General features: G+C 71.8%; 14 protein-coding genes and 2 pseudogenes. 10 read left to right on the forward strand and 6 right to left on the reverse strand.

What is annotated here, in order from left to right; translation table 11 throughout:
* The 7 genes and pseudogenes from AIIKEEIJ_RS06130 to AIIKEEIJ_RS06160 all read left to right on the forward strand — a co-directional run.
* A pseudogene (locus AIIKEEIJ_RS06130) lies at positions 1-338 on the forward strand (hypothetical protein); the annotation flags it as partial.
* Positions 335-1,384 carry a cation diffusion facilitator family transporter gene (locus tag AIIKEEIJ_RS06135; RefSeq protein ID WP_050035505.1) on the forward strand — a complete coding sequence of 350 codons (1,050 nt, stop codon included), beginning with the start codon at positions 335-337 and terminating at the stop codon, positions 1,382-1,384. The pseudogene AIIKEEIJ_RS06130 and the gene AIIKEEIJ_RS06135, both read left to right, overlap by 4 nt.
* A 265-nt stretch (positions 1,385-1,649) precedes the next feature.
* Positions 1,650-2,228 (forward strand): carboxymuconolactone decarboxylase family protein, encoded by a 579-nt coding sequence (locus AIIKEEIJ_RS06140; protein ID WP_029544755.1) that lies wholly within the window; start codon positions 1,650-1,652, stop codon positions 2,226-2,228.
* A pseudogene (locus AIIKEEIJ_RS06145) lies at positions 2,225-3,087 on the forward strand (RNA polymerase sigma-70 factor). The gene AIIKEEIJ_RS06140 and the pseudogene AIIKEEIJ_RS06145 overlap by 4 nt, the downstream one beginning before the upstream one ends.
* Positions 3,088-3,166: 79 nt before the next feature.
* Positions 3,167-6,427, forward strand: a complete 3,261-nt coding sequence (locus AIIKEEIJ_RS06150; protein ID WP_065922364.1) for an error-prone DNA polymerase — start codon at positions 3,167-3,169, stop codon at positions 6,425-6,427.
* Positions 6,428-6,438: 11 nt separating this feature from the next.
* The gene (locus tag AIIKEEIJ_RS06155; protein ID WP_006945844.1) at positions 6,439-7,290 is read left to right on the forward strand and encodes a DUF4349 domain-containing protein; all 852 of its coding nucleotides are present in this window, start codon (positions 6,439-6,441) and stop codon (positions 7,288-7,290) included.
* On the forward strand, positions 7,283-7,591 hold the full coding sequence (locus AIIKEEIJ_RS06160; RefSeq protein ID WP_006945846.1) for a rhodanese-like domain-containing protein: 309 nt from the start codon (positions 7,283-7,285) through the stop codon (positions 7,589-7,591). Before AIIKEEIJ_RS06155 ends, AIIKEEIJ_RS06160 begins: the two co-directional genes overlap by 8 nt.
* A 22-nt stretch (positions 7,592-7,613) precedes the next feature.
* Here AIIKEEIJ_RS06160 and AIIKEEIJ_RS06165 read toward each other — a convergent pair whose 3' ends face one another.
* Both AIIKEEIJ_RS06165 and AIIKEEIJ_RS06170 read right to left on the reverse strand, forming a co-directional pair.
* On the reverse strand, positions 7,614-8,660 hold the full coding sequence (locus tag AIIKEEIJ_RS06165; protein WP_050035503.1) for a DICT sensory domain-containing protein: 1,047 nt from the start codon (positions 8,658-8,660) through the stop codon (positions 7,614-7,616).
* A 10-nt stretch (positions 8,661-8,670) separates the two neighbouring features.
* Entirely contained in the window at positions 8,671-8,871 is a 201-nt protein-coding gene (locus AIIKEEIJ_RS06170; RefSeq protein WP_029544747.1) for a hypothetical protein, read from the reverse strand.
* Positions 8,872-9,096: 225 nt separating this feature from the next.
* On the opposite strand from AIIKEEIJ_RS06170, the gene AIIKEEIJ_RS06175 reads away from it, so the two are divergent.
* The gene (locus AIIKEEIJ_RS06175) at positions 9,097-9,651 is read left to right on the forward strand and encodes a sigma factor (RefSeq protein WP_050035502.1); all 555 of its coding nucleotides are present in this window, start codon (positions 9,097-9,099) and stop codon (positions 9,649-9,651) included.
* 4 nt (positions 9,652-9,655) lie between these two features.
* Here the strand turns inward: AIIKEEIJ_RS06175 and idi are convergent, their stop codons facing one another.
* Positions 9,656-10,177, reverse strand: coding sequence for an isopentenyl-diphosphate Delta-isomerase (gene idi, locus AIIKEEIJ_RS06180; RefSeq protein WP_044476485.1), 522 nt, complete (start codon positions 10,175-10,177; stop codon positions 9,656-9,658).
* 125 nt (positions 10,178-10,302) lie between these two features.
* On the reverse strand, positions 10,303-10,767 hold the full coding sequence (locus AIIKEEIJ_RS06185; protein ID WP_050035501.1) for a tRNA (cytidine(34)-2'-O)-methyltransferase: 465 nt from the start codon (positions 10,765-10,767) through the stop codon (positions 10,303-10,305).
* Positions 10,768-10,942: 175 nt separating this feature from the next.
* Between AIIKEEIJ_RS06185 and AIIKEEIJ_RS06190 the strand changes: the two genes are divergently transcribed.
* Positions 10,943-11,797 carry a bifunctional methylenetetrahydrofolate dehydrogenase/methenyltetrahydrofolate cyclohydrolase gene (locus tag AIIKEEIJ_RS06190; RefSeq protein WP_338020912.1) on the forward strand — a complete coding sequence of 285 codons (855 nt, stop codon included), beginning with the start codon at positions 10,943-10,945 and terminating at the stop codon, positions 11,795-11,797.
* Between the two features lie 4 nt (positions 11,798-11,801).
* Complete coding sequence (locus tag AIIKEEIJ_RS06195; protein WP_050035499.1) at positions 11,802-12,104, forward strand: DUF3017 domain-containing protein; 303 nt, start codon at positions 11,802-11,804, stop codon at positions 12,102-12,104.
* A gap of 36 nt (positions 12,105-12,140) precedes the next feature.
* On the opposite strand, the gene metX is transcribed toward AIIKEEIJ_RS06195, so the two are convergent.
* Both metX and AIIKEEIJ_RS06205 read right to left on the reverse strand, forming a co-directional pair.
* Positions 12,141-13,268 (reverse strand): homoserine O-acetyltransferase MetX, encoded by a 1,128-nt coding sequence (metX, locus tag AIIKEEIJ_RS06200; protein WP_029544736.1) that lies wholly within the window; start codon positions 13,266-13,268, stop codon positions 12,141-12,143.
* The coding region (locus AIIKEEIJ_RS06205) for a PLP-dependent transferase (RefSeq protein ID WP_202916636.1) at positions 13,265-13,404 on the reverse strand (140 nt) is incomplete at its 5' end. The genes metX and AIIKEEIJ_RS06205, both read right to left, overlap by 4 nt.

Genomic DNA, 13,404 nt, shown 5'->3' on the forward strand with positions numbered 1-13,404 from the left:
TCGCGCCCAGCGCGCCGGTGCCCGGGGAACCGACCTCCCCCGAGGATCTCGGCACACCCACCGTCACGCGACGCATCGATCTCACCGGCTCCGGCACCATCGACGGCCGCGAAATGGACATGGCGCGGCTGGTGCGCACTCGGAAGGAGGGCACCCAGGTGATTTACCGGTTGGAGAACGATCACGTCCGCCAACTGGTGACCGACGCGGTGTTCAATGCCGAGCATGCCGGGCCCGGCGTTCCCGGTCATCACCGCACCGGCGACGATCTGCGGATTCTGCATGCCGAGCGAGGCGTCGATCCCGCACCGGCACGCACGGAAGGTGGCCGAGCATGAGCCACGCGCCGAAACCGCCAACTCACACCCACAGCCACACCCACGGTCGTGGGCATGGGCACGAACGCGGTGGCCGGTGGGGTGCCGCGGTGCGGGAGGTGTTCGCTCCGCACAGTCACGACGCGGCGGACAGTGTCGACGACGCGCTCGAGTCCAGCGAAATCGGTATCCGGGCGGTCAAGATCAGCCTGGTCGCGCTGGTTGTCACCGCGGTCGCGCAGTTGGCTGTCGTCGCCGTCTCCGGGTCGGTCGCGCTGTTCGCGGACACGGTGCACAACTTCTCCGACGCGTTGACGGCGATTCCGCTGTGGATCGCGTTCGCGCTCGGCCGCCGGGCCGCCACCCGTCGCTACACCTACGGGTTCGGGCGGGCCGAGGACCTGGCCGGGCTGTTCGTGGTCGCGATGATCACCCTGTCCGCGGTGGTCGCCGGGGTCGAGGCGGTGCGTCGGCTGATCAACCCCGTCCCGATCCAGCAACTCGGATGGGTCGCCCTGGCCGGGCTCGTCGGATTCGTCGGCAACGAACTCGTCGCGCTCTACCGCATTCGCGTCGGCCGCCGGATCGGCTCCGCCGCTCTGGTCGCCGACGGGCTGCATGCTCGCACCGACGGTTTCACCTCCCTTGCCGTGTTGCTCGGCGCCGGCGGCGTGGCCCTCGGGTTCCCGCTGGCCGACCCGATCGTCGGACTGGTCATCACCGTCGCGATCCTCGTGGTCCTGCGCACCGCGGTGCGGGATGTGTTCCGGCGGTTGATGGACGGGATCGATCCCGAACTCGTCGATGCCGCCGAAAGATCGTTGTCCGAAGAGCCCGGCGTGCGCAGCGTGCGCAGTGTGCGGATGCGGTGGATCGGGCACCGGTTGCATGCCGACGTCGAACTCGACATCGATGCCGACACGAGCCTGGCCGACGCGCACCGGTTGGCGCACGAGGCCGAACACACCCTCACCCATGCGGTGCCGAAACTGTCCACTGCGCTCGTCCACGCCTATCCGGCGCACAACCCCGTCGCCGCCGGCAAGTCCTCACCGCATCGGCGGTGACGGACCACCCAGGGAACAAGCGGTGGGGTTCGGCGGCTTCCTTCGGCGAGTCCTCGACGGCCTGGCGGCCCTGTCCGGCGCGAACCCGGGCGATGAGGTGCTCGATGGTGTCCTCTTCGCGGTGGTTCGATCGGCTTGCCGCCGGCCGCGTGCATATTCGTCCTCCTCGGTTCGGCCGCCCGCGGCAACGATTTCCGGCTCGGATGTCACATTCGATTCGTGGCCGGTGTCTCCATGCCGAGAGCACATAACCGAAGGAGGAATCATGACCAGCAGCACCAGGATCCCGAAGGCGGAGCTGACCGGCATCTACGGCGCGCTCGTCAAGCGGATGTCCCGAAGGATGCTCGGCGACGTGCCCGAGGCGGTGGGGGTGATGTGGCACAACCGGAAAGTGCTGAACTTCAGCTTCGGGGTCGGTCGCCGGATTCAGAAGTGGGACCGGTGTGACGAGAACCTGAAGTCGTTCGCCCACATGGCGGTGGCCAGCCTGGTCGGATGCAGCTTCTGTCTGGACCTCGGCTACTTCCATGCCCACAACAAGGGGCTGGACGTGGCGAAGGCGCGTGAGGTGCCGCGGTGGCGCGAGTCGGATGTCTTCACGCCGCTGGAGCGCGACGTCATGGAGTACGCCGAGGCGATGACGCAGACCCCGCCGACGGTCACCGACGAGTTGTCGGCCCGGCTGCTGGAGGCGCTCGGTCCGGCCGCGATGGTGGAGCTGACCGCGTACATCGCGCTGACGAACTTCATGACCCGCTCCAACACTGCACTCGGCATCGAGTCGCAGGGGTTTTCCGCCGCCTGCAACCTCGCGCCGCTCGCCGTAGCGTCGAAGGCATGACCGACGACCCGTTCGTCGCCCACCGCAACCTGCTCTTCACCGTCGCCTACGAGATGCTCGGCTCTGCTGCCGACGCCGAGGACGTCGTCCAGGAGACGTGGCTGCGGTGGGCCGACGTGGACCGGACGGAGGTGCGGGACGCACGGGCCTATCTGGTCCGGATCGTCACTCGGCTGGCGCTCAACCGGCTGCGGGCACTGGCGCGGCAACGCGAGGAGTACGTCGGGGAATGGCTGCCCGAGCCGCTGCTCACCAGTCCCGATGTGGCCGAGGACGCCGAGCTCGCCGAGAGCGTCTCGATCGCGATGCTCACCGTGCTGGAGACCCTCGGTCCGGTCGAGCGGGCAGTGTTCGTGCTGCGTGAGGTGTTCGATACGCCGTACGACGAGATCGCCGAGGTGGTGGGTAAGACCCCGGCCGCGGTCCGGCAGATCGCGCACCGTGCCCGCCGGCATGTCACGGCGCGGCGGCCGCGGATGCGGGTGGACCCGGCCGAGCAGCTGGCAGTCGTCGAGACGTTCATGACTGCCCTCTCGACGGGGACATGCAGGCTCTGATGGAGGTGCTCGCCCCGGACGTGGTGGCGATCGCCGACGGCGGCGGGGTGGTGCCGGCTGCCCGGAAGCCGATCGCCGGAGCCGAGAAACTGGCGGCGTTGCTGATCCGCTTGGCCAAGGCCCCGGGCTTCGTGGCGGCCGGCACCTGGCTCAACGGGATGCCGGGCGCACGATTCGAGGTCGAGGGCGCTGCCGCTGCAGTGAGTCTGGTGGTCGAGGGCGGCCGGATCACCCGCCTCTACGCGATCAACAACCCACACAAACTGGGGCGGCTGGAGACGTCGGCGGAACTGCGGCGGTGACCGTCGTCCGCGGGTGGTCGGCCGGCCAATCGAACATATGTACGATGAGCGCAGGAGGTCGACCCGAAGGCGGTGACGGATGGGGTGGGGGAGTGGCCCGCCGACCTGGTCGGAGCTCGAACGCGTGCTGTCGGGCCGGCCCCGGCGCGACGCGGAGTTCCCCGGTGACGGCAGCGACAGTCCCGCCTGGTCGCGCACCCGGGGGGAGTACGAACCGCGTGTCCGGCCGCCCGACGGGCCTACCGTGCCCTACGCCGAACTGCACGCCCACTCGGCGTTCAGCTTCCTCGACGGCGCTTCCGGCCCCGAGGAATTCGTGGAGGAGGCGGTGCGTCTCGGCCTCGAAGCCGTTGCGCTCACCGATCACGACGGCCTCTACGGCGTCGTGCGCTTCGCCGAGGCCGCCCGCGAGCTGGGGATGCGTACCGTGTTCGGTGCCGAGCTCTCCCTCGATGCCGGATCGGCGGACGAGACGCACCTGCTGGTCCTTGCGCGGGGGCAGGAGGGGTATCGGCGGTTGTCCCGCGAGATTGCCGCCGCGCACCTGGCGGGCGGGGAGAAGGGCAGGCCCCGCTACGACTACGACGCGCTCACCGGTGCGGCCGGCGGGCACTGGCAGATTCTCACCGGCTGCCGCCGCGGACACGTCCGCCGGGCACTCGAGGTCGGGGGGCCCGAGGCGGCGGGGACGGCACTGCGCGACCTCGTCGAGCGCTTCGGCGCCGATCGTGTCACGGTCGAGCTCACTCACCACGGCCTCCCCGAGGACGACGAGCGCAACGCGCTGCTCGCGGAACTTGCCGACAATCAAGGCCTTTCGTGTATCGCCAGCACGGCGGCCCACTACGCCACGCCGCACCGCCGGCGTCTGGCGACGGCTCTGGCCGCCATCCACGACCGGCAGAGTCTCGACGAGGCCGCGGGGCGGCTCCTCCCGACCGGTGGCGCCCACCTGCGTTCCGGCGCCGAGATGGCACGACTGTTCGCCGCCCACCCCGGCGCCGTCCGTCGTGCCGCCGAACTCGCCCGCGACTGTGCCTTCGACCTGCGGCTCATCGCCCCGAACCTGCCCCCGTTCGACGTACCCGAGGGGCACACCGAACTCAGCCGGCTGCGCGAACTCGCCCTGAGCGGGGCGCGGCACCGCTACGGCGCCCCCGAGGACAACCCGGCGGCCTACCGGCAGATCGAGCACGAACTCGACGTCATCGGCCGGCTGAACTTCCCCGGCTACTTCCTCGTGGTGCACGACATCGTCACCTTCTGCAAGGACAACGACATCCTCTGCCAGGGGCGAGGTTCGGCCGCCAACTCCGCCGTCTGCTACGCCATCGGCATCACCAACGTCGACCCGGTCCGCAACGAGCTGCTCTTCGAACGATTCCTCTCCCCGGAGCGCGACGGCCCCCCCGACATCGACATCGACATCGAATCCGACCGCCGCGAGGAAGCCATCCAGCACGTCTACGCCAAGTACGGGCGCATGCACGCCGCCCAGGTCGCCAACGTCGTCACCTACCGCGGCAAGTCCGCCGTCCGCGACATGGCGCGGGCCCTCGGCTATGCGCAGGGCCAGCAGGACGCCTGGAGCCGGCAGGTCACCCGGTGGCACGGCGTGGAACAGGAGACCGACACCGACATCCCCCCGCCCGTCCTCGAGCTCGCCGCCCAGGTCGAGGGCCTGCCGCGCCATCTCGGCATCCACTCCGGCGGGATGGTGATCTGCGACCGTCCCGTCGCCGACGTGTGCCCCGTCGAATGGGCCCGCATGGCGGGCCGCACCGTGCTGCAGTGGGACAAGGACGACTGCGCGGCCGCGGGACTGGTCAAGTTCGACCTGCTCGGACTGGGCATGCTCTCCGCGCTGCACTACATGATCGACCTCGTCGCCGAGCACGAGGGGATCACGGTGGATCTCGCTCGTCTCGACCTCGCCGAGGAGGGGGTGTACGAGATGCTGCGCCGTGCCGACGCCGTCGGGGTGTTCCAGGTCGAGTCCCGCGCGCAGATGGCCACCCTCCCGCGCCTGAAGCCGCGCGTCTTCTACGACCTGGTGGTCGAGGTGGCGCTCATCCGGCCCGGTCCCATCCAGGGCGGGTCCGTGCACCCGTACATCCGGCGCCGCAACGGGCTCGAGCCCGTCACCTACGACCACCCCTGCCTCGAGAAGGCCCTGAAACGCACCCTCGGGGTCCCGCTGTTCCAGGAACAGCTGATGCAGATGGCTGTCGACGCCGCCGGGTTCACGGCCGCCGAGGCCGACCGGTTACGGCGCGCGATGGGGGCCAAGCGTTCCACCGCGAAGATGGAACGGCTGCGCGGCCGGCTCTACGACGGCATGCGCGAGCGGCACGGCATCACCGGCGACGTTGCCGACCGCATCTACGAGAAGCTCTATGCCTTCGCAAATTTCGGTTTCCCCGAAAGTCATTCGCAGAGTTTCGCCGCCCTGGTGTTCTATTCCGCATGGTTCAAGCTGCATCATCCGGCGGCGTTCTGCGCGGGCCTGCTGCGCGCGCAGCCGATGGGGTTCTACTCGCCGCAGTCCCTCGTCGCCGACGCCCGCCGTCACGGTGTCGTGGTCCACGGGCCCGACGTGAACGTGGGCCTCGCCCACGCCACCACCGAGAACCGGGGCCGGGAGGTGCGTCTCGGCCTCGGCGCGGTCCGCCACCTCGGTGACGCGCTCGCCGAACGGATCGTCGCCGAGCGCACGGCGCACGGCCCGTACACGTCGTTCCCGGACCTGTCCCGGCGCGTCGAGCTGAGCACCGCCCAGGCCGAGGCCCTCGCCACGGCCGGCGCCCTCGGGTGCTTCGGCATCACCCGCCGGGAGGCGCTGTGGTCGGCGAGCGCCGCAGCGGCGCAGCGGCCCGACCGGCTACCCGGCGTCGGCGCTTCGACGCAGGCCCCCGCGCTGCCCGGCATGAGCGATGTCGAACTGTCCGCCGCGGACGTGTGGGCGACGGGAGTCTCCCCGGACAGCTACCCCACCCAGTTCCTGCGGCCGCAGCTCGACGCGCTCGGCGTCGTGCCGGCGGCGCGGCTGCTGCAGGTCCCCGACGGGGCCCGGGTGCTCGTGGGCGGCGCGGTCACGCACCGGCAGCGTCCCGCGACCGCCGAGGGCGTGACGTTCCTCAATCTCGAGGACGAGACCGGGATGGTGAACGTGGTGTGCTCCGTCGGCTTGTGGGCGCGGTACCGCACGCTCGCGCACACCGCACCGGCGCTGCTCGTGCGCGGGCGGGTGCAGAACGCGGAGGGAGCGGTGACGGTGGTGGCGGACCGGTTGCAGCGCATGGATCTGCGCATCATCGGAAAGTCCCGCGACTTCCGTTAGCATCCTGCGGCATGCGACGCCCCCTGGTGCTCCTGCTCGCCCTGCTCGCGTGGTTCCTGGCCGGATGCGCCGGAGGCGGCGAGGGGCCGGCTGACGGTGGGCCAGGTGACGGGGCGCCGCCGCAGCCCTCCCTGTCCGACGGCACCCGCGAATCCGCGCCCGCGGACGCGCAGGCCACCGCGCGCAAGGAGATCGTCACCGGGCACCTGGTTCTGCGTGCCGACGATCCGATCGCGGCCGGACGACAGGTGGTGACGCTCGTCGAGGCCGCGGGCGGCCGGGTGGATTCGGTCACCGAGCAGCCGGGCGCCGGCAGCATGCTGACCGTCCGGGTGCCGGCGGACCGGCTCACCGGAACGATCGAGGACATCCGCGGTCTCGGCGAGGTGACCAGCCTGACGACCACCCGCGAGGACGTCACGCTCCAGTACACCGATCTCGAGGCGCGGATCGCGGCCCTGCAGTCGTCGGTGGACCGGCTGCGCGCACTGATGGCCTCGGCCGCGAGCACCGCCGACCTCATCGAGGCCGAGAACGCGCTGGCGCAGCGCCAGGGCGAACTCGACGGCCTCGTCGCCCAGCAGCGCTACCTCGCCGACCAGATCGAGCTGTCCACCCTGACCGTGGACATCTCGGCAGAGCGCCGCGCGGACCGGGACAGCTTCTGGGACGGAGTCCTCGCCGGATGGGACGCGTTGCGCTCGGCGCTGGCCGGGTCGGTGGTCGCTTTGGGGGTGGCGCTACCGTGGGTGGGGTTTCTCGCCGTGTGCGCGGCCGTCGTCTACGTGGTAGTCCGGCTCCTCGCACGGCGCGGCAAACCGGAACCAGCCCCGAACCCGGAGAGGAACGACCAGGATGCGTGAGGTCGGCCTGGCCGCATTGGACACCGCGCTCGCCGCCGGTGCACCCGTCATCGACGTCCGTGAGCGCGACGAGTACCTGCAGGTGCGGGTGCCCGGCGTGACGCTCATCCCGCTCAGCGAGTTCGTCGCCCGCGCCGACGAGATCCCGGACGCCGACACCGTCTATGTGATCTGTGCGGTCGGAGGGCGCAGTTCGCAGGCGGCCAGCTATCTCGCCGGACGCGGCATCAACGCCGTGTCGGTGGCCGGCGGCACCGTGGCGTGGCAGCAGTCCGGCCGCGACATCGAAGCCGGGGTCTGACCGGCCGTCGCCCCGGAGGCGGTCACCCGGTCCCGCGCCGAGCGGCGGGGGAGGGGCCGCGTCGCAGGATCGAGCGGGCGCAGCGCACCACGGTCGGACGGTCGTAGGACACGACGTAGTCGAACTCACGGTCCCCGGCGGGATGCCGATGGTGGGTGCTCACCGCGGAGAGCACGCCCGCGAAGTGGGCCCCGAGGACCACGACGTTCCACTCCTCGGCCAGCGGGTCCGCCGGGTCGAGGGGCGTGTGGACGACGCCGGACTCCACACCGGCCTTCATTCCCACTGCATAGGCGCCGGCGTGGGCGACGCCCCCGGCCATGCCCGACCAGCGGGATCGGGTGGAGGCGCAGAAGTGGTCGAGGTGCCGGAACGTGCCGAGCACCAGGGTGTCCGGACCGGCGGTGGCGGCGTGAGCTTCCAGGGTGGCGGTCATCCGGGCCAGCAGATGCTCGGTGCTGCGCACCGGGACGCGGCCGGACGCCACGGTGGCGTAGGGGGTCGGCGTCTCCACGTCGGGTGTGCTCCACGTCGGGCTCGGCGGGAAACGCTCGGCGGGCTCGGCTCGCAGCGCCGGCGGATACAGCCGGCCGAGGCCGTGGGTGGCCCCGAGTTCGAGTGCCCGCCGCCGGTGCCGGAGTGAGTCGACCCCGTCGGCCACCAGGACGGCGCCCGTACGTTCGACGTGCGCGGCCACGGCATGGAGAGTGGGCGCGACGTCGCTGTCCGCCCGCCGGGTCAGCATCCCGGACGCGAGGATCACGATCTCCGGTTCGAGCAGCGCCAGCAGCGCCGAGGCCCGCGGATCGGCCCCCACCTCGTCGACCGCCACGAGCCGCCCGGCGCGGCGGGATTCGGCGGCCGCGCGCATGGCGTGGCCGAGGGCGTCGCGCGCGCCGGAGTCCGGTCCGAGGTGGACGGGGACGAGTACGGAGACGTCGGCGGCCGGAACCGCGCGGTGGGGCGGCCGGCGTCGGGGGAACGGCCCGGACGCGCGTACCAGTGATGCCGCGAGCAGTCCGTCGTCGAGGCGCCGGATCGGTACTTCGACGGCGTCGAGCGTTTCCACCTCGTCGCCGTCAGATCGCGGCCGCGACGACCGCCACCGCACCTGCGACGATGGCCGTGAGGGCGACGGCCAGCAGCGCGGAGCCGGCCACCGCCACGGCGGCGAGCGCACCCACGACCGTGACGCCGCCGGCGAGGATCATGCCTGCGTGCGGGCCGTCGAGCAGCGCCGAGGGGCCCTTCGGGCGGTGGGGGATCCGTGGTGCCGTCATCTCTGTTCTCCGAGTCGTTCGCCCGACAGCCGGTCGGCGAGCGTGTCGCCGGGTGTACCGGAGCGGTGCGAGTCCCGAGCATCCCCGTCGCCGGTGTCGAGCCCGACGCAGGAAGATCACGGAAGCGTAACGACGTATAACGAATTGATACGAAGTCCGATCTTCCTGCAACGCAAGGAAAAACGAACCCGGCGACGGGAGGGTGGGATGTCTACAGTCGTTCGTATGACTGCGACGACGGGCTCGCCGACGCCCCCGAAGCGCGCGCCGGACGCGGGGACCGAGGGGTCCGGCCCGGTCGGGGACGACCGCCTCCGGCCCCTCCTGGTCCGGGTCGCGGGAAAGGACCGTGCCGCCTTCGCGGCGCTCTACGACCTCACCGTCGCACAGGTGCATGGCATCGTCCTCCGAGTCGTGCGCGGCGGCACCGACGCCGAGGACGTCACCCGCGAGGTGTTCGAGCAGGTGTGGCACACGGCCGACCGCTATGCCCCACAGGTCGGATCCCCCCTGGCCTGGCTGTCGGCGCTCGCGCACCGCCGGGCCGCCGACCGGATCCGCTCACGGGCCGGCCGGCCGCACGCCGGGGTCCCGGCCGCGGCCGAGGCGACGCCGCCCGGGTGCGGGCACGGTGAGCCGCTGTATCTCGCCTACTACGAGGGAATGACCTGCGGGCAGATCGCCGATCGCCTCGATCTGCCCGTCGCGACGGTCCGGGCCCGCATCCGGGCCGGTGTGGCCCGGATGCGGGCCACCGCCACGGACGTGCCCGCCGGCTGACGGCCTATCGGGTCAGCGCCGGCAGCACCGCGCCGAGGACATGCGGCATCCAGGGCGCGAACACCTGCGGGGTCTGTTCCACCTCGCGTACCACCTCGGCGAGGGACTGGAACCGCACCTCGGCCACTTCGCTCGGAACGGGACGAGGAGCCGTGGTGACGCGTCCGACGACCACGTGGTCGAACTCGTGCTCCATCAGCGACGAGTCCGGATCGTGGGCGGAGTAGACGACCGAGGCCACCTCCTGCAGGTCCGACGGGCGCACGCCCAGTTCGTCCCAGCTGCGCCGGGCCGCGGCGTCGAGCACGCTCTCGCCCGGCAGCGGATGTCCGCAGCAGCTGTTGGCCCACAGGCCGGCGAAGTGGTACTTGTCCAGGCTTCTGCGCTGCAGCAGCACGTTGTCGTCGGCATCGAGCAGGAATGCCGAGAATGCGCGATGCAGCGGGGCCGGGGGGCGGTGCGCCGCCACCTTCTCGGCCGTCCCGACTTCCCGACCGTCGCGGTCGACCAGCACGACTAGAGTCACGACGTCTCACCTCCCCGTTCCACGTTCCCACAGTTGCGGCGTTTCCCCACGACGAGGCTCCGCACGCGGCGTCGGTGGGCATTCGGAGCGGCCACCGGAGTGGATGGGTTCGCTGCCGGACCGGCTCAGACCGCGCCCGCGAAGCCGTGCTGGCGCCACGCCTCGTACGTGACCACCGCCGCCGCGTTCGACAGGTTCAGCGAGCGCCGGCCCGGCAGCATCGGAATCCGCACCGTGGCGGTGACGTGCGGGTCGGCGAGCACCTCGTCGGACAGTCCGGTCGGTTCCGGCCCGAAGAGGAACACGTCACCGGGCCGGTACTCGAGCGCGGCGTACGACACGCTCGCGTGCGCGGTGAACGCGTATACCCGCTCCGGCCGCAGCGCGGCCCAGGCGGCCTCGAGGTTCTTGTGCACGGACACCGACGCCAGATCGTGGTAGTCCAGGCCGGCGCGCCGCAACTTGGGTTCGGAGAGATCGAATCCGAGCGGCTCCACCAGATGCAGCTCGCATCCGGTCCCGGCGACCATGCGGATCGCATTGCCTGTGTTGGGCGGGATACACGGCTCGTGGAACATCACTCGGAACACCGATCCAGCTTGCCAGTCGGTGTCTCCGGGTCGTTCGCCGGCAGCCGCTCCCGGGTCGGACCGTCGTGCGCGGCCGTCCGGCCGAGTCGCCGACGCGGCGTGCCCGGCCCGGGGCGGGACCGGCTGTGGTGAGGCTGTCTCCGCCCCGGCTGGACGACCTGAGACAATGGCGGTCGTGACTGCGACGATCCTGGACGGCAAAGCGACCCGCGACGAGATTTTCGAGGACCTGAAGGCCCGCGTGGCCGCGCTGAAGGCGAAGGGCATCACCCCCGGCCTCGGCACCGTTCTCGTCGGCGACGACCCGGGATCCGCGGCGTATGTGCGCGGCAAGCACAACGACTGCGCCAAGGTCGGCATCACCTCCATCCGCCGCGACCTGCCCGCCGTCACGACGCAGGAGGAGCTCGAGGCGGTCATCGACGAGCTGAACGCCGACCCCGCCTGCACCGGCTACATCGTGCAGCTGCCGCTCCCGAAGCACCTCGACGAGAACGCCGCGCTCGAGCGGATCGACCCCGACAAGGACGCCGACGGGCTGCACCCGATCAACCTCGGGCGCCTCGTCCTCGGCAAGGAGGCGGCGCTGCCGTGCACCCCGCGCGGCATCGTGCACCTGCTGCGCCGCTACGAGGTTCCGATCGCGGGCGCCCACGTGGCCGTCGTGGGCCGCGGCGTCACCGTCGGCCGGCCGATCGGGCTGCTGCTCACCCGGCGCAGCGAGAACGCCACCGTGACCCTCTGCCACACCGGCACGAAGGATCTCGCCGCGGAGGTGCGGCGCGCGGACATCGTCGTCGCCGCCGCCGGTGTGCCGGGACTGATCACCGCCGACATGGTCAAGCCGGGTGCGGCGGTCCTGGACGTGGGTGTGAGCCGGACGCCGGAGGGCCTGCGCGGCGACGTCGCCGACGACGTCCGAGAGGTCGCCGGGTTCCTCTCGCCCAATCCCGGCGGTGTCGGCCCCCTGACCCGTGCGTTCCTGCTGGCGAACGTGGTCGAGCGAGCCGAACAGCTCGCCGGCCGCTGACCCGGTGGTGCAACTGGCCGGCGCGCAGCGCTGGGTGCGTCTGGCCCGGCGGAATCTGCCGCTGCTGGCGGTGACGGTCGTCATCGCCGCGGCGGTGATCCTCGTCGTGGCGGATCGGTGGCGCCGCGGTGCGTTCGTCTTCGGCAGCGCCACCCTGCTCGCCGGCCTGCTGCGCCTGTGGGTGCCCGAGGACCTGGTCGGCGTGCTCGCCGTGCGCAGCCGGACCTTCGACGTGTCCGCGCTCCTCGTGGTGGGCGGTCTCATCATCGCCCTGGCGGTCTCGATCGATCCTCTCGGCACCGGCTGAACCGCCGGGCCTCGGCGGCCCGGCGGCACGCGGTTCTCAGCCCCGCGCGAGGGTGACGAGCTCGGACAGGAGCTTGGCGACGGCGTCGGCCTCTGTGAGGAAGCCGTCGTGACCGTCCCGGGACTCGAGGACACGCAGCCCGTCGCAGCCGGGCAGCCCGTCGGCGATCTCCTGCTGCAGCCGCAGCGGGTACAGGCGGTCGGAGTCCACGCCGGCGACGATCGTCGGCACCGGGGTGGATCCGAGCGCGGCGGCCACGCCGCCCCGGCCGTGCCCGACGTCGTGCCGGTTCATCGCCTGGGTGAGCGCCACGTAGGTACCGGGATCGAAGCGGGCGACGAGCTTGTCGGCCTGGTGCTCCAGGTAGCTCTGCACCGCGTATCGGCCACCGTTCCAAGGGTTTTCACTCCCCTGGGGGGAGTTGGCGAAGCGGGTGTCGAGCTCGCCCTCGGTCCGGTACGTCAGGTGCGCGATCCGCCGTGCGATGCCCAGTCCGGCCCGCGGCACCCGTCCGGTTCCGTAGTAGTCCCCGCCTTGCCAGTCCGGGTCGGCGGTGATTGCGGCGATCTGCGTGGTCTGGGTGCCGATCTGGTCGGCGGTGGCGCGGGCGCCCACCGCCAGGACCAGGGCCGCCCGCACCCGTTCCGGATATCCGACGATCCATTCGAGCGTCCGCATGCCGCCCATGGACCCTCCGGTCACGGCGGCGAACCTGTCGATGCCGAGCGCGTCGGCGAGGGCGACCTCGGCGGCGACCTGGTCGCGCACCGTGATGCCGGGGAACCGGGAGCCCCACGCCTTGCCGTCCGGGGCGGTCGAACCGGGCCCGGTGGTGCCGCGGCAGCCGCCCAGCACGTTCGTCGCCACGACGCACCACCGGTCGGTGTCGATCGGCGCACCGGGACCGACCATCCCGGACCACCAGCCCGGCGACGGGTGCTCGGGCCCGGCGGGGCCGGTCACGTGCGAGTCCCCGGTGAGGGCGTGTTCGACGAGGACGACGTTGTCGCGGGTCGGCGACAGCCTGCCCCACCGTTGCACCGCCACCGTCACGTCGGGCAGGGTCGCGCCGCTCTCCAGCGCCAGCGGCCCGATGTCGACCGTGCCCAGACGGCCGTCCTCCGGCGGCAGCTCCACGTGGCGCCGGTCGACGCGCGCCGTCAAGACGCGACCGCCTCGAGGCCGGTGGTGATGTCGGCGAGGATGTCGTCGATGCCTTCGATGCCCACGGCGAGGCGGACCTGGCCGGGGGTGACGCCGGCGGCGAGTTGCTCGGTGGCGGTGAGCTGGGAGTGGGTGG

Origin of the sequence: Rhodococcus sp. YH1 (assembly GCF_009939605.1) — a bacterium.
Taxonomy (GTDB): Bacteria; Actinomycetota; Actinomycetes; order Mycobacteriales; family Mycobacteriaceae; genus Rhodococcus; species Rhodococcus aetherivorans.